The 15,305-nt window shown below is 69.9% G+C and carries 12 protein-coding genes; 6 read left to right on the forward strand and 6 right to left on the reverse strand.

Going from position 1 to position 15,305, the window contains the following annotated elements; translation table 11 throughout:
- Positions 1-8: 8 nt before the first annotated feature.
- Entirely contained in the window at positions 9-1,943 is a 1,935-nt protein-coding gene (locus ACQPXM_RS17745; protein WP_432949926.1) for a DUF6519 domain-containing protein, read from the forward strand.
- A gap of 11 nt (positions 1,944-1,954) precedes the next feature.
- Positions 1,955-4,654: a vWA domain-containing protein gene (locus tag ACQPXM_RS17750; RefSeq protein ID WP_432949928.1), complete on the forward strand. Its 2,700-nt coding sequence runs from the start codon at positions 1,955-1,957 to the stop codon at positions 4,652-4,654.
- Between the two features lie 10 nt (positions 4,655-4,664).
- Here ACQPXM_RS17750 and ACQPXM_RS17755 read toward each other — a convergent pair whose 3' ends face one another.
- The 4 genes from ACQPXM_RS17755 to ACQPXM_RS17770 all read right to left on the reverse strand — a co-directional run bounded on the left by ACQPXM_RS17755 (position 4,665) and on the right by ACQPXM_RS17770 (position 11,050).
- Positions 4,665-6,746, reverse strand: coding sequence for a WD40 repeat domain-containing protein (locus ACQPXM_RS17755; RefSeq protein WP_432949930.1), 2,082 nt, complete (start codon positions 6,744-6,746; stop codon positions 4,665-4,667).
- 91 nt (positions 6,747-6,837) lie between these two features.
- On the reverse strand, positions 6,838-8,127 hold the full coding sequence (locus ACQPXM_RS17760; RefSeq protein WP_432949932.1) for a hypothetical protein: 1,290 nt from the start codon (positions 8,125-8,127) through the stop codon (positions 6,838-6,840).
- On the reverse strand, positions 8,127-9,884 hold the full coding sequence (locus ACQPXM_RS17765; protein WP_432949934.1) for a hypothetical protein: 1,758 nt from the start codon (positions 9,882-9,884) through the stop codon (positions 8,127-8,129). Before ACQPXM_RS17765 ends, ACQPXM_RS17760 begins: the two co-directional genes overlap by 1 nt.
- Entirely contained in the window at positions 9,881-11,050 is a 1,170-nt protein-coding gene (locus ACQPXM_RS17770; RefSeq protein ID WP_432949936.1) for a patatin-like phospholipase family protein, read from the reverse strand. The genes ACQPXM_RS17765 and ACQPXM_RS17770 overlap by 4 nt, the downstream gene beginning before the upstream one ends.
- A gap of 219 nt (positions 11,051-11,269) precedes the next feature.
- Between ACQPXM_RS17770 and ACQPXM_RS17775 the strand changes: the two genes are divergently transcribed.
- The gene (locus ACQPXM_RS17775; protein WP_432949938.1) at positions 11,270-11,584 is read left to right on the forward strand and encodes a hypothetical protein; all 315 of its coding nucleotides are present in this window, start codon (positions 11,270-11,272) and stop codon (positions 11,582-11,584) included.
- 174 nt (positions 11,585-11,758) lie between these two features.
- Positions 11,759-11,944 (forward strand): hypothetical protein, encoded by a 186-nt coding sequence (locus tag ACQPXM_RS17780; protein WP_432949940.1) that lies wholly within the window; start codon positions 11,759-11,761, stop codon positions 11,942-11,944.
- Here the strand turns inward: ACQPXM_RS17780 and ACQPXM_RS17785 are convergent.
- Complete coding sequence (locus ACQPXM_RS17785) at positions 11,901-13,205, reverse strand: MFS transporter (RefSeq protein ID WP_432949942.1); 1,305 nt, start codon at positions 13,203-13,205, stop codon at positions 11,901-11,903. The two genes, ACQPXM_RS17780 and ACQPXM_RS17785, sit on opposite strands and share 44 nt — an antisense overlap.
- Positions 13,206-13,224: 19 nt before the next feature.
- Positions 13,225-13,815: an ArsR family transcriptional regulator gene (locus ACQPXM_RS17790; RefSeq protein WP_432949944.1), complete on the reverse strand. Its 591-nt coding sequence runs from the start codon at positions 13,813-13,815 to the stop codon at positions 13,225-13,227.
- 86 nt (positions 13,816-13,901) lie between these two features.
- On the opposite strand from ACQPXM_RS17790, the gene ACQPXM_RS17795 reads away from it, so the two are divergent.
- Together ACQPXM_RS17795 and ACQPXM_RS17800 are read left to right on the forward strand one after the other, a co-directional pair.
- On the forward strand, positions 13,902-14,414 hold the full coding sequence (locus ACQPXM_RS17795; protein ID WP_432949946.1) for an RNA polymerase sigma factor: 513 nt from the start codon (positions 13,902-13,904) through the stop codon (positions 14,412-14,414).
- Positions 14,407-15,006, forward strand: coding sequence for a hypothetical protein (locus ACQPXM_RS17800; RefSeq protein ID WP_432949948.1), 600 nt, complete (start codon positions 14,407-14,409; stop codon positions 15,004-15,006). Before ACQPXM_RS17795 ends, ACQPXM_RS17800 begins: the two co-directional genes overlap by 8 nt.
- Positions 15,007-15,305: the final 299 nt, after the last annotated feature.

The following is a 15,305-nucleotide window of genomic DNA, read 5'->3' on the forward strand; positions in this document are numbered from 1 at the left end:
GAACCGCCATGGCCATCATCTCGCCGAACAAGTTCGACCCGCTGCTCGGCTACGTGAACGTCCGGCTCCAGCAAGGTGTCCCGATCGTCGACGCCGACGTCAACGAGCTGGACGACATCCGCAAGTTCGAGCTGCGCGCCTTCCTCAAGTGGTTCGTCGGCGACGGGGTCCCCGAAGGCAACGACGGGTTTCGCATCGCCCGCCACGACGCGGCGCCTGCCAACGACTTCCTGATCACACTGGGGGTGACACCGCCGACGGCCGGCACAACCAGCACCGACACCGCGCTGCGCAACGTCGGCCGGATCATCGTCGACGGGCTCGACGTCATCATCGAGCAGACCGTCCCGTTCACGGCTCAGCCCCTGCACGAGGACCAGCCGGGTGCGGACGCGCTGGCGGCCCGGCTCGGCGTACCGAAGGTGGCGAAGCTGAAGCCGCCGACCGCCGGCGGCGCCGTGTTCGCCTACCTCGATTTGTGGGAGCGACTGGTCACCGCCGACGAGGACGCCGACCTGGTCCACACCGGTCTGGGAGTGGAGACCTGTGCCAGGATGCGCCGCGAATGGGTGGTCCGGGTGGGCGACAAGGTACCGGTCCCCGGCAAGCCCGGCTTCCTGGCCGGTCACGCCTACACGCCGCTGGCCCTGATCCGGCGGCGTCAGAACGATCCCGCGGTCCAGGACGGCGACATTGTCGACCAGCGGGCGCGCCGGCTGCTGGTCCCGCCCGCGACCCTGGTCGAGGACGTCCTGGGGGTCGACCCGGTCGAGTACCGCTCCGGGAGCTGGCGCCCGCCGATCAGCGTCCGTGAGGCCGTCAACGCGTTGCTGCGCGGCGAGTTGCCGAGCACACCGGACAGACCGCTGCACACTTCGGCCTCGACGGATTCGATCCGGCGTGGGTTCGTCCTCGACACCACCGGCGGTCTGGTAGCGACCTTGCAGAGCGACCGGGTGCTCAGCGTCGAACAGGTCTTCGCGAGCCGGCTGGACCTGGCGGACATCCACACAGGCTTCGGGACACCACCACTGCAGGTCACCTCCGGCGCCGACGCACACGTCGAGCCGCACCTGGCCGTGCTCCCCGGCGGCGACCTGCTCCTGGCGTACCAGCACAAAAAGGGCACGCCGTCGAACATCCAGATGAAGCGGGCCCGGCTGGACGACCTGGACACGGCGCCGGAGATCGACGTGGCCACCGATGCCGCCGTCGCGGAGTCGAGTCCGTTCGTCACGGTCACCGATCCGCTGGCGACGATCTTCTTCCACCGCGCGGGAACCAACCGCTGGAGCTACCGGCGCTGGCGGATCGCCACCAGCGCGTTCGTCGACGCGACGCCGATCCAACTGTCCACCGCGCCCGCGACCGCGCCCGACTTCCACGCGGCCGCCGACCCGTCGGGCAAGGTGTGGGCGGCTTTCCGCAGCCAGGCGGGGTTGACCGCACTGAGCTTCGACCCGGCGTCCGGAACGGTTGCCCAGGAGTTCACTCTCGCGAACCCGCCCGGCGGTGGGAGCGACGAGGGGCCGTTCGTCCTTCCGGTCAACTCGGGCGGCCTCGCGGTGTGGGTGTTCTGGCGCCACACCGGTGCCGGCGGCCGCCTCTTCGCGCGGTTCTTCGCGTCCGGGGCGTGGCAGGAGCGGCAAGAGGTTCCGAACACCGGCGACAAGGACCACCAGCCGTGCGCGATCGCCGATGCCGACGGTGCGATCTGGTTGTTCTGGAGCCGCGGGGACCTCGGCTCGCGCAACCTGTTCGCCATGCGCCGCGACCCGGTCAACGGAACCTGGGCCGAGCCTCGGCAGCTGACCACCGCCACCGGTGACGAGAACGCGCCGCACGTGCTGTACGCGCCCGACGGATCGATCTGGATCCTCTGGCTCAGCGGCCGCGACGGCAACGTCAACGTCTACTACAAGCGGCTCGTCACCGCGATCTGAAGGAGCCTGTCATGCCATCGATCAGCCCGGCCGTCCTCGGCTCCGCCGTCTACACCGTCACCGATTCCCGTGGCCTGGTGGCCGATCTGCGGCTGGACGTCGTCCCCACGTCGCCGTACGCCGGCTTCCAGGTGCGCTTCCCCGCCGCGGCCGCCGGTGTCACCGCGACCCTCCGCCGCGGCGGCGTCGACCTGGACCTGCCCGTCACCGACGGGACCTACTCCTTCCCGGCGATCTTCACCGGTCCGAGCCGGCGAATCGACGTGATCGTCTCGACCAACGGCCCGGAGACCGTCCTCGACTGCGAGATCCGGGCCACGCCGACCGCGGTGGCCGACGAGGTCTGGTCGGTGCGCGCACGGGCGGACGACCCGCAGACCTGGCAGTTCACCCAGGTCAACGACATCGGCGGCGATCCGACCATCACCCGGTTGCTGTGCGACCCGGTCTCCGGGTTCACCATCTCCGCGCCGACGCTGAGCGGGGGAGCGGTGCGGGAGAAGGACACCGTCACGTTGACCGCGGCCGCCGCCACCGGCACCGCGGCAGCGCCGACCTACGTCGGTACCGCGCCGACGGCGAGCTATCGCTGGACGAAGACCGGCTTCGTCCCGATCACCGCCTTCCCCGCGTGCTCGGCGAGCCAGACGATGACGTTCGCGGCACCCGGTGTGTACGGCGCGCGGACGATCGGGATCGCCCAGGAAGTCTGGTTCGAGACCGGCTGCGGCACGGTCGGCTTCCTGAACGCGAGCGCACCGGCCCAGAACCTCACCATCGCCCCGCGTCCGCAGCACCTGGCGCTGGTGCTGGACCGGTCGGGGAGTATGGCCGCCGGCAGCCGCTGGCAGCACGCGACCACCGCGGCGCAGGTGATGGCGAACCTGTTCATCGCCATGCGGTCCGGTGTCGAACCCGCCGACCGGATCACCGAGCTCGTCTTCGAGGACGCCACCTGCTCCTGGCACGCGCTGCCGATCAGCCCCCAGATCACGCCGGTGTTGCCGTTGTCGAACCTGGCCGCGGCCGACGGCTTGGTGTGCGGCACCAACTTCGGATCTCCTGGGGCCTGTACCCCGATCGGGGACGGGCTGATCAAGGCGATCGACGACCTCGGCGCGCTCGGCGTCGCCGACAATCCGCACTTCACCATCGTGCTGCTCACCGACGGGTACGAGAACAGCGGCACCGTTGTCGTCGACCCGAACACCGTGGTGCCGGCGGCGGTGCAGCGGTACCAGGTGGCCCGCCAGGCCGGGATCGTCCGCCAGAACGTGAACTCCCGGTTGTCGCTTTACACGATCGGTGTCGGTGCCACCGTGCAGCAGGACGTGCTCGATGCGCTCGCCACCCAGGCCGGCGGCAGTTACCGGTTGGTGGCCGGCGTCGACGAGGTGGAGGTGGTCACCGCGATGACGGCGATGGCGTCGATGTCCCAGGCCGCGGAGACCCGGGAACCGGACCCGTTCGCGGCCAACTCGCCGCGCGTGGTGAAGATCGAGTCCGGGGTGAACCGGCTGGCCGTCGCCGTGCTGGGGACGGCGGAGGGCGACGTCATCGAGCTGGCCCGCCGGCCCGCGGGATCCGGCAGCTTCACGCCGGTCGCCGCGACGGTGAAGAAGTGCGGCAGCCACGACTTCGTCTGGGTCGACGTAGCGAAGCTGTTCGGCGGCGACGAGACCGCCGTACCCGCGCTGGACTGGCAGATCACCCGCCGGTCCGGTGGGACGGTCCAGTCCATCGCGGACGAGCACCTGCTGGTCTTCGTCGACTTGTTCGTCCGCACCGACGTCGTCTTCGACCGCGACCACTACGACACGGGCGACCCCATCGTGCTCACCGCCCGGCTGCGCGCCGGCGACCAACCGGTCACCGGCGCGTCGGTGACGGTCGAGCTGGCCCGGCCGGGGGAGTCGCTCGGCACGTACCTGGCGACGAACAGCGGCAACTACAAACCGGGCCGGCCGCAACGCCCGGATCCGCACTCGCCCAAGGCGCAGATGCTGGCCCACCTCCTGCACACGCACGACCTGCCCGACCTGCCGATCGTCACGCCGAGCGGGTTCTTCCAGGACGGCAGCGACCTGCTGTACGACGACGGTGCGCACGACGACGGACAGGCCGACGACGGCAACTACGCCAACCGGTACCTCGACACCGACAAGGAAGGCACCTACACCTGGCGGGTGACGATCGAGGCGAGCCTGCCCGACGGCAGCGACATCCGCCGGGTGCTCACGTTGTCCAGGTGGGTCGGTATCTCGGTCGCACCGCAGAACTCGCCGATCCTGACCGCCGCACCGATCAAGTTCGAGACCGTTCTGCGGACGGCGGTGACGGTCGTCCCGGCCGACGCCAAGAAGGAACTGCTCGGGCCCTTCCGGGCCGGCGACGTGCGCTTCGCGGTCCGCGACGGCAACTTCCAGACCGGTGAAGCACAACCGAACCCGGACGGCGTGGAGTATCCGCGCACCGACGGCGGCGTGCTGCTGAGCCGCTACGACGGCGGCTACACCCGGATCGTCGAGTGCCCGATCGGTGGCAGTGCCACGGTCACCGTCACCGTCAAGGGAATCGAGCTGCCCCCGGTCGTCGTCGGCGAACCGGGGACGGCCGGTGGCGGGTGTCTGCCCGGCTGCCTTCCCGGCTTGGTGGGCGTGCTGCTCGGCAAGCTGCTGAGGTTGCTGCGGCGCCTGCTCCGCCGGCCTTGAGAGGTTCCGATCAGTCGGAGGGGAGCTCGTAAAGGCGGGCCGTGTTGTCGGAACAGGCCACGGCCAGCAGGCCCGCGGCCGGGTCGAACGCCACCGCGCGGACCGGTGCTCCTTCCAGCAGCTCGTACTGCAGCTCGCCGCCCGCGGTCCGGTACACGCGGGCGCCGTCGTCCGCGGCGGTGGCCAGCAGGGTGCCGGTGCGGTCGAACACGACGGCCCGCACCGGTGCGGGATGAGAGACCGCCCGCCGCGTCTCGCCGGTGTCCAGGTCGAAGATCCGTACTCCGGTGTCGGACGCGGTGGCGAGCTGGGTCCCGTCCAGGCTGAGTGCGACCCCGTACACGGCGGTTGGGTGCTTGAACTCCCGCAACTGGTCCCCGGTGCGGATGTCGAACAGCCTGGCCGTGCCGTCGTCGCTCGCCGTGGCCAGCAGGTTGGGATCGGTGCCGAAGCAGACCAGGTTGACCCGGCCGCCGTGCTCTCGCTCCAGCTGCCGGCCACCGGTGACGGTGTTGAACACGCGGGCCATCCCGTCGTCGCTGCCGGTCGCCAGCCGGGCGGCGTCCGGCGTGAACGCCACCGTGCGCACCGGCTTGGCATGGCCGACCGTCCGCTGGGCAGCGGTGTCCAGCTTGATGATCCGCGCGCTCGACGACACCAGCTCGTCGCCGCACCCGGTCGCGGCCCACAGTCCGTCACGGCTGACGGCGACCGCGTGCACCGGCACACCGTGGTCGATGGTGAACCGTTCGCCGGGAACCGTCGTGGTGAACAGGATCGCCTTGCCGTCGGCGCTTCCGGACAGCACGGCCTGACCGTCGGGGGTGAACGCGACCGCGTTCACCGCACCCTGATGGGTCCGGTGGGCGCTCTCGGTGCCAGACGTCACCGAGAAGACCCGGGCGTTCTTGTCGGCGCTCCCGGTGGCCAGCGCGCCGCCACCCTCGGCGAAAGCGACGGCGTTCACCGGCCCGTCGTGCCGGAGCCGGTGCCGCACAGCGGCGAGCGCGGTCAGCTCGAAGACCGTGACGCCGTCGTAGCCGGAGATGACCACCCGTTTGCCGTCGCGGCTGAACTCCGCCGTCTGGAGGGTGTGTGGATGCGACATCGTCCACCGCAGTTCCCCGGTCTCGGCATCGAGTGCCGACACGGCTTCCGTCGAGCTGATCGGTCGATCCGCGCCGACCAGGAACAGTTTCGCGTCCGGCGAGAAGGCCGGATCGCTGTAGGGCAGCCCGTTGGCCAGGGTCTGGTAGCGCTGCGTCCGGGTCGCCACATCGAAGACATGCACGAATCTGCCGCTCGCGACGGCGACCAAGCGGCTGTCCGGACTGAACGCGAAGCGGGACGGCGAGCCCTGCGCCAACCCGGGTAAGTGGCCGAGCAGCTCGCCGGTCTCGGCGTCCAGCAGGCCCATCCGCTTCGGTCCGTCGTAGTTCGCGACGTAGTACAGGATCTTGTCGCGGTCCGGGCTGAAGGCCGCCCGGTAGACCCGGTCCTCCTCGACCCGGAAGCGCCAGAGCTCGGTGCCCTGCGTGGCGGTCAGCACCCGGACGAACCCGCCGGAATTGGGGTCGCCGCCGGCGCCTCCGCCGCTCGCGACGACGAGTCTTGTCCCGTCCCGGCTGAGCCGGACGTCCTGAACCGTGTCGGTGTGCTGATTGTGCGGGAACGTCCACCGTCGGTCACCGGTCGCGGCGTTGAACGCGATGACCTCGGAAAGGCTGCCGGTGTAGACCGTTCCGCCGTCCGGACTGAACGTCGAGCGATAGCTGGACATCATGCGCATCTGCCGAATCCACCGCTGGACGCCGGTCTCGGCATCGAAGACCATGGTCGCCAGGTGGCCGTTCGCGACCACCTTGCTGCCGTCCGGACTGAACTGCAGCATTTTGGACAGCTCCGGCTCGGTGGTGAGCTCGCAGCGCACCCGCCCCGTGGCGGCATCGAACACCCGGCAGGTGCTCTTCTTTCCGAAACCGTCGATGAAGATGACGCACCCCGTAGCGACCCATCGTCCGTCCGGACTGAAGGTGCCGGAACTGGACCACGGCAAGGGAACGAAGCTCACCATCTTCGCGGGAGAACTCATGGCCCCAGAATGAGCCGGCCCGCGTCACCTCGTCGTCACCGCCGCCCCCGGGGCGACGTCGCCGGCCCGCCCGGGGCAGTCTGCTGACCGCTTACTCGTCGACCGGCTGGAACGGACCGCCGGTGGTGTCGGCCACGAACTCGAGGTACGCCGTGCCCTTCGCGAGGTCGTCGGTCGAGTGCAGCGTCGCGACGTCTTTCAGCGCGTTGACCAGCGTTTCCCGCGGGACCGCGGTCTGCGGCGTCTTTCCGTGGAATCCGCTCCGGGTCGACATCAGCGCGGTCATCGGCGGGGCGTCGGCGGGTCGTTGCTTCCAGAGGGCGTGCAGGGTGCGCGGGGTGGCGTTGCGGCTGCCGTGATGGCCCACCTTGTACAGGTCGACGGTGGCCAGCTTGGTGCGCAGGTCTCGATCCTTGTCGAGCTTGTCGAGGGTGTACTGCCAGTTCTCGATCTGCGCGTCGCCGGTGAACAGCATCGTCAACTCGCCGACTTCGAGCAGCAGGATGAGGCTGGTGTTGTTCATCGCGTCGTCGAGTGCACGTACCAGCCGGGCCACCGAGTGCGTTCGGTGCTTCGCCAGATGATCGACGAGCCAGCGCACCTGCCCGGGTTCCACTTCGCCTGCCTGCGGCGGTACCTGGTCGCTGGGCGCGGCCTCGGCGAGCGAGCGTTGCAGCCGCAGCATCCAGTACTCCGGGTCGCGGCTCACCTGATTGGCGACGCGCGGGTACTGCTCGACGGTGGGTGGACCGAGGACGGTGATCCGGAGACCCGGGACGACCGATGCCAAGCGCAAGGACTTCCCCGCGTGGAGATACCGGCCTCTTCCTCCTTCGGCGAGCTGGTCCAGAGCGGCAACCGCCGCCTGGTTGGGCAACTCCTCGAGGGCGGCGGCCCGCAGGGCGTGGAGAGCGCCTCGGTCAGGGACGGGCTGAGCCGCGATGCGTTCTACCGCCGACTGCGCAGCGGCCAGTTGGGCCACGAACCTGCGCGACGCCGCCATGGCTCCATCGGTCGGACTGGTCGCATCCGTCGGCAATGCTGGATCTTCGGTCCACGGCCGCAGGACCAGCTTCGGGGCGAGCTTGCGCAGGATCTCGGCGCCCACGGCGTCGCCGAAGCCCAGCAGATGGTCGCGGTGCCGGTGAGTGACGACGACGGCGTCCAGCTTTCCGTTCGTGTGCTCGGCGATCAGCTTCGCGACGTCGCCCATCTTCACCGGTCCGCTCCGCGGTCCGCTGGTGGACCCGAGGTCGAACAGGAGGTGCCGCTCCGCGCGGCCGCGGACGGCGGCGTCGTACTCGAGCGTCATCAGGAAGCAGTCGCCGAAGCCGACCTGGTACATGCGGATGCGGACCCTGACCGGGAGCGGAGTGGCCATCACCAGACCTCCCCACTGCCGGAACCCGCGGAATGCAGTTCGGCGAACACCTGGCCCGCCGCGCCGGCGTACGAGAAGCCGAGACGGCCGGACCGGTCGTAGAAGCCGCCGTCGTGGAGGTGCTTGACCCGCTCGGCCTGCCGCCTCCAGTCGCCCAGGGGCTTGGCGATGTGGAACTTCGCGCGACCGAACTGGTCGAACACCAGGGTGCCACTGCCGAAGATCTTCAGCTTGGTCGCCGGCTCCACAGCGGCGGGCAGCGGCTCCTCGCACCGGTCCGTGAGCTCCGCCGCGGTCAGCTCGAGGATCTGGACGTAGCTGGCGACGGACTCCCGGACGACGAGCCCGTCGGGTCCGACCCGCTCACTGGGCAGCACTGCCTCAACGTGGGTGTAGTAGCTGGTGTCGATGTCGAGCGTGTCCGCGTTCTCCCAGATGAACCGGAACACCTCGTCGCCCGCGGTCCGCAGAGCGGTGAAGTTCAGGTTGCCGTAGCGGATCGCGACGTTGCCGGCGACCAGGTCGTGCCGGACGCCCGGCCGGCGCTCGATACCGAAGCGGGCGAACTGGTCGAGCAGGGCCTCGCGGTACCGGAGCTGGTCGTCGGGCGCGACCTCCGCGTCGGCGAGAATCACCGCGTCGAGCAGGTCCGCGAACTCGAACTCGACCGGCGGCAGGTAGTCCAGGCCGCGGATGAGCATCGTGAGCAGATGCGTCGCGGCCTTGGCGCCTTCCTCCGCCGCCCGCGCCCGGTCGACAGTGCGCGGGGCCCGGCCACGGCCGGGGGAGAGCAGCGCCTCCATCCGCCGGGTCCAGATGTCCAGCAGCACCTCCAGCACGATCGCGACAAGCACCTCCCCGCGCCGGTGCGGTTCCTGGTACTCCGGCAGCTCGCGCCAATTGCTCGGCGGCTGCCGGAAGCCGGACTGCCGCAGCGCGCCGCGTCCCTGGGTGAGTACGTCGCCCAGCTGTTCCGCGACGCCGGTCAGCACGTTCTTGCGCAGCGCGTCCCGTTCGATGTTCAGGCGGCTGAGGCGACCCGTGGTGGTCGGATCGAGACAGACCTCGACGACCACCGGCAGGGAGAACACCGACAGCAGCGCGACGATGTCCGCGAATCCTTCGTGGAAGCCGGCCTGGTCCGGCAGGCCCGGCTCGAGGAAGCGGTGCCGGAGACCGTCCAGTACCGCGTGGGTGGTCTCGTGCGCCACCACGTCGTGGGAAAGACAGGTGTAGATATCCGGCTCGTCCCCACCCGGGACGTAGCCGAACAGCAGGGCCCGATCGTCGAACGAGTAGTAGGCGTTCGCCTCGCTGAAGGCATGGGGCACCAGGTACAGCTGATGCCCGGCGAATCCCCAAGGCAGGCGCCGCCCGAGAGCGAACTCGAAGGTCGCCAGCGTCCGGGCCGCCACCGCGTAGACCTGCTGGGCGTGGAACGCGAAGTCGGTGCACAGCGTCTTGTCGTCGGCCAGGGCGAACCGGTCGTCGTCCGACGGCAGCTTCGCTGCCGGGAAGAGGGTGGCGGTGGAGACGTCGTAGTCGACGACGGCGAATCTCGGGCTGCGCGGTCCGTCCTCGAGGCGCGCGGCCGGCACGCTCGCCTTCGCGGTCACGATGCGCTGGTCGGGGCCGTGCACGGACGGGTCCTGGGCGATGATCCGGAGCCCGACCTGCTGGCGCGGCGCCGGGTGCGCGCCAGAGGGTGCCGGCCGGTTTTCGCCGGGCGGTACCTCGACCACGGTGTCGGTGGTCACCGCTGGTCTCCGGTCGACGACACGCCGCCGGAGTAGGGATATTCAGCGGGCGGCGATGCGCCGGGGTCGATGTGCGACCGCAGGCCGGCGTCCGCGGCCGCGTAACCCCAGTTGATCAAACGCTCCTGATCCCGCGAGGAAAGCTCCTTGAGACGCGTCTTGATGCCCGCCAGTTCGGTGGTGTCGTCGAAGGGGGCGGCCAGCAACTTGGCGGCTGGGAACTTGGTGATGTCGCTGCGGATCCCGACGTAGGCACCAGTTCGCGAGCCTTGCCGGAAGGAGTCGAGCACCTGCCGCTTCCGCAGCGACCGGACCTGATGGTCGAGCACTTGGGTCACTCGCACCATGTGCTGGGCCCAGTCCTTCGCCGGCGCCGGCTCCGGCTCGAGGATCCCGCCGGCGTCGGCGACGAACATCGTCCGGCAGCGCTTCCAGGCGGTTTCCAGGCCGAGGTTGTCGTAGACGCCACCATCGGTCAGCGCCAGCTCGTCGCGGTACTCGGCGCCGGTGAGATCGTTGCCCTCGTCATCGATCCAGTCGGCCTCGGACAGATCCAGCCGGTACGGGGACAGGAACGGCGGGAACGCCGACGAGGCGGCCACGGCGGCTGACAACCGGAGCCCGGGATCGGCGACGCGACCGACCCGCCAGTCAGCGACCCCAGCACGGCTGAACCGGACCAGCTTCCCGGACCCGGTGTTTGTCGCGTTGAACACGAACACCGGCGACCGCGGCAGGTCGGCGAGTTTCGCATCGCCCAACAGGTGTTTGCGAAGCTCCGCCTCGAGCTGTTCGCCGACGGTACTGAACGGCGACAGCAGCCCCGAGACGACCGACGACCGGTCGATGGTGCGCGACGCGAGGGCCCGGAGCGGCTCCACCACCAGCTCCGAGAACCTCCGGCGCGGATCGTCGGCTTCCGTGAGCGACTGCCAAGCGATGGCGAGTACCGCGGCGGTCAGGCTTCCGCCCGACACAGTCGAGATCCGGTCCACCTGGAGCAGCCAACGCGTCTCGCACAACCGCCAGAGCACCCCGGTATGGAAGAGCATGGCCCGGTAACCGCCCCCGGACAGACACACGGCCACGCCGTCGGTCGGTGGTTCCTCCGGGTCGTTGGGCAGTCGCCGGACAGGCTCCACCAGGTCATGAATCGTCTCGGTCATGTCGGCCTCCCCGCCACCACCGCATCCCCCGCGCGCGACTCAACGCACCGGACCTCCGACACGACGGCGGCCGAACCTTCCCCGCACCCCACGAAGAAGGTCCGCTCCTGTCAGTGAGACACGGACGACTCGCCGTGTCAACGGTGCGTCGCCGGCCTTGCGCCCGGCCGTACAGACGGTGAAACTGACAGCACAGGCGCAGCGTGCGGGGGGCCCGACATGGAGCGCGAAGATCAACGCGGCGAGGACCGGAGTTGGCCTTCGCCCAAGTTGCTCCGCCGCGCCCAGTGGGACGCGTGGGCGGGCCGGTTGATGACCGCGCTTCAACTGTTCGGTTCGGAGCTGCCGCCGGTCGCCGAGGAGAGCGCCGGCGAGCGCGCCCTCGGGATCGCGCGGGTGGCCGAAGCGGCTCGCCTGCTGGACGGGAACTCGCAGAACATGTACCTGCGTCTGCGGCTGCTCGGCCTCCGGCTGATCGCTGCCTCGATCCTGCTCGCGCGGGCATCCTCGGGCTCGGTGTGCTGGTCGGGCTGACCGATGCTGCCCCCGGCAGGACCGCGTTCCTGCACGACGGTACGCACTACTGGTCGATCGTGGTCTCGGTGCGCTTGAGGCGGTGCTGAGCTTTCCCTCGGCACGCTCCGGACCAGCCGGGACGCGCGGATCCATGAGCTTGCCAGCGGCAACTATGTGACGATCGTTGCCAGGATGTCGACTGGTTCCGCCGCGGCGCTGGTGGTGACGGTCGCCGTGGAGACGCAGGTCCTGTCCGCTCCGGTCGAGTGGGTGCCGGCTCTGGCCGTCGTCGCCGGCTTCAGCGAGCGGCTGGCACGGAGAATCGTCGAGTCCGTCAGTGGGTCGGTCGAGCGGCCCGCGGGCGATCCCGGGGGGTGACGAGAACTCCCTCCGGCGGGTGCAGGTTGTCCAGGGATTTGGTGGTGATGATGGGGGAGCGGAGCAGCCAGAGGACGGACAGGGCTCCTCCGCAGGCGGAGATCAGCAGGGTGCTGCGGACACCGATGAAGGTGCCGAGCAGGCCACCGACAACAGCGCCCAGCGGTCGTACGCCGTAGTTGATGCTGCTGAACGCACCGACCACCCGGCTGCGCATGTGGTCGTGCATGACCGCCGCCTGCAACGAGTTGAGCGGGACGTCGAAGCACATCACCGCGAAGGAGCCGACGAATTCGGCGGCGGCGAGAGCGGTCGCGCGCGCCCACACCGGACCACCTCCGAATGCCAGGATCCCGATCGACGCGGGAAAGACCACCGCGCCGAGCGCGATCAACCGGCCCGCGCCCAGCCAGCGCGCCAGCGGCGCCGCGGCGATCGCGCCGAGCAGCCCACCGGTCGCGCCGATGCCGAACGCCAGGCCGATCACCCCGGCCGAGAGACCGAGGTTCCGGCTGGCGAAGAGGACGAGCAGCGCCATCCCGATCATGTTGAAGAAGTTGAGCGTCGTCGCGCACGCCAAGCTGCTGCGCAGGTACGGGTGCCGCATCAGGTAGCCCATGCCGTCGCGCGCCCGCCGCCAGAGCGACTCGGTCGTCTCGTCGGCCGCACCCGGCTCGACCTTCAGCCGCGAGACCTGCAGGGCCGAGAACAGGAACGAGAAGGCGTCCACCACGATCGCCACCGGCGCGGTCAGCCACTGCACCAGGGCGCCGCCGACCGCCGGGCCGGCCATGAACGAGAACGACCGGGTCGCCGACAGCTTGCTGTTCGCCTCCAGGAACTGCTCCCGCGGCACCACCCGGACGAAAAACGCCGCGTTGGCGGTGTTGAACACGACGTGCGCCGTACCGGCCAAGATCGCGATCGCGTAGAGCTGGCCCAGCGTCAGCACGTCCAACCAGTACGCCGCCGGCAGCGACAGCAGCACGACGGTCCGGCTCAGGTCGGCCGCGATCATCAGCGGCCGCTTGTCGCGGTGCTGGTCGACCCACGTGCCGATGAACAGCGACAACAGGTTGGGCAGCCAGACGGCGGCGGTCAGCAGCCCGGTCTCGAACGCGTTGGCGTCCAGCAGCGTGACGGCGATCAGCGGCAGGGCGAGCTCGCTGACCCGGTCGCCGAACTCCGAGACGGCCTGGGCCGACCACAGCGTCCGGAACTGCCGGTCGCGCAGCAGGCTGGTGGCGGACAGGGTCTTCACCGGCGGCCTCACTTCGGTCTCAGGAATCGGTTGCTTCGGGCAACAGCATGCGGAGGTGCCGGACCGGCCGGGCGTCGGGCGGGGCGTTGCCCGAGCCACGCTGCACGTACGGCGCGAGCAGGTCCTGGATCGCGTTCTCGAGCTGATCGAGCTCGTCCCGCGTGACGTGCAGCAGCGTGTTCGACGAGCCGCCCGCGCGGCTCCACTCCGGGTCGAGCGCCGGCTCGGTCTCGGCCAGCCAGTGCTGGGCGGCCTCGAGCGCCTGGTTCATCACCTCGGTGCGCAGCAGCCGGCCGGCCTCGGCGCCTTCGGGCGTCTCCGGCATCTCGAACCGGAACCCTCGCGCGACGGCCTGCCACCAGCGCTGCCGCCGGTCCGCGACCCCGTCCGGCGGGGGCCCGTCGGTGACCAGGCCGAATCCGGCCAGGTGCCGCAGGTGCCAGCTCGTCACCGAGGGGGAGGCGCCGACGTGCTCGGACAGCTGGGTCGCGGTCGCCGGTCCATTCCGCTGCAGGTAGCTCAACGCGGCCAGCCGGACCGGATGGGCCAGCGCGCGCATCGCCTGCGGGTCGGTGACCTCGAAATCGCCGTACGGATTTCTGAGAGACATGTTTCGAGAGTAATCTCTCACATCTGACTGGTGCAATGGTTCGAGAAAAGATGGAACCTGGTCGGATGCCGGCGCGTGTTAGCGATGTGAGGCACAGCGAAACCGATCCAAACGCGGAGGTCGCGGCGCTCTACGCCCGGACCTGGCCGCGGCTGATCGGTCTGCTGGTGTCGATCGGCGGGTCCCGCGCGGACGCCGAAGAGGTCGCGCAGGACGCGTACGTGAAGCTGCTCGGCCGCTGGGACAGCATCCGCCGGTACGACGATCCGGAGGCCTGGGTGCGGGCGGTCGCCGTACGGACGCTGATCAGCCGGCTGCGGCGGCAGCAGGTCGCGGCGAAGGCCTCCGCCAAGTTGTTCGGCCGCGCGGAACAGGCCCGGGAGCCGGACGGCGACGCGCTCGACGTGGCCGCGGCGCTGGCCCGGATCCCACCGGCCCAGCGCGCGGTGGTGGTGCTGCACCACGTGATGGATCTACCGGTCGACCAGATCGCCGACGAACTGCAAGTACCGCCGGGCACCGTGAAGTCCCGGCTGGCCAGAGCCCGTCAGGCGCTGGCCCCGCTGCTCGCCGTACAGGAGGAGGTGCCCCGTGGCTGAGCTGAGGACCGAGCTGCTGGTCGAGTACGTCGACGAGCAGACCCCCGAGCAGGCCCCGCCCTTCGCCGGCGTCGAGCAGGGTGCCCGCCGACGCCGGCGGCAGCGCAACCTGCTGGCCGTCGCGGCTGTGGTGGCAGTCGCGACGGTCGCCACGATCACCACACAGGACATCCAGCGCGGCGCCGAGCCGTCCGCCCCGATCAGCACGCCGACCCTCGGTGTGCTCGACGACGGGCCGCCGCCGGCCCAGTTCAAGTTCGGTACCACTCTGATGCTGCTGCAGAAGGAGATCCCGGTGACGGCTGTGCGGCCGGTACCGGGCGCTCCTTCGGTCCTGGCGGTCGAGGCCCCCCGGTCCGGCCAGTCCGGTGAGGGGTGCTACCCGCACACCATGGTCCGCATCCTCGACCAGGACGCGACCACGGTCCGGATCGCGGCGTACCGCTACGTGGTGGCGCCGGACGAGCCGGGCAGCGGAGAGTGCCTCAAGTCCCAAACCGGATCGGTCAAGGTCGAGCTCGACCTGCGCACCGCCATCGGCAACCGCCGCATCCTGGCCGGCTCGACGGGCCAGCGCGTGGTACTGAACTGACGCCTCGCCGGGACGGACCGCGACCGCCCCGGCGAGGTCGTCACCTATGGGCAACCGGGCTGGGTCGACGCCTCCTTTCAACCAACAAGGAAGAACAGGGCGGCGGCAGAGCGATGTCGACAAGCAACGCTATGGATTATAATCGCCGGAGTTTTGAGAGTGTTGTCACTGCATTTCTGATTAGGTCAGACGATCTATCTCGTGTTGTGTGGAAACCGGTTCGTCAATGGGGTCGTATCCTCTGCTGCTACCTGTCAGAACCATTCACTCAGCCAGTGATCAAGTCTGCTCGGAGCGCG

It is taken from the genome of Kribbella sp. CA-253562, from assembly GCF_050942265.1.
Taxonomy (GTDB): domain Bacteria; phylum Actinomycetota; class Actinomycetes; order Propionibacteriales; family Kribbellaceae; genus Kribbella.

What these genes read in the sequence shown, in the direction of transcription:
- ACQPXM_RS17745 (WP_432949926.1), top strand. Translation starts at nt 9, where the DNA reads ATGGCCATCATCTCGCCGAACAAGTTCGACCCGCTGCTCGGCTACGTG.
- ACQPXM_RS17750 (WP_432949928.1), top strand. Translation starts at nt 1,955, where the DNA reads ATGCCATCGATCAGCCCGGCCGTCCTCGGCTCCGCCGTCTACACCGTC.
- ACQPXM_RS17755 (WP_432949930.1), bottom strand. Translation starts at nt 6,746, where the DNA reads ATGAGTTCTCCCGCGAAGATGGTGAGCTTCGTTCCCTTGCCGTGGTCC.
- ACQPXM_RS17760 (WP_432949932.1), bottom strand. Translation starts at nt 8,127, where the DNA reads ATGGCCACTCCGCTCCCGGTCAGGGTCCGCATCCGCATGTACCAGGTC.
- ACQPXM_RS17770 (WP_432949936.1), bottom strand. Translation starts at nt 11,050, where the DNA reads ATGACCGAGACGATTCATGACCTGGTGGAGCCTGTCCGGCGACTGCCC.
- ACQPXM_RS17775 (WP_432949938.1), top strand. Translation starts at nt 11,270, where the DNA reads ATGGAGCGCGAAGATCAACGCGGCGAGGACCGGAGTTGGCCTTCGCCC.
- ACQPXM_RS17780 (WP_432949940.1), top strand. Translation starts at nt 11,759, where the DNA reads ATGTCGACTGGTTCCGCCGCGGCGCTGGTGGTGACGGTCGCCGTGGAG.
- ACQPXM_RS17790 (WP_432949944.1), bottom strand. Translation starts at nt 13,815, where the DNA reads ATGTCTCTCAGAAATCCGTACGGCGATTTCGAGGTCACCGACCCGCAG.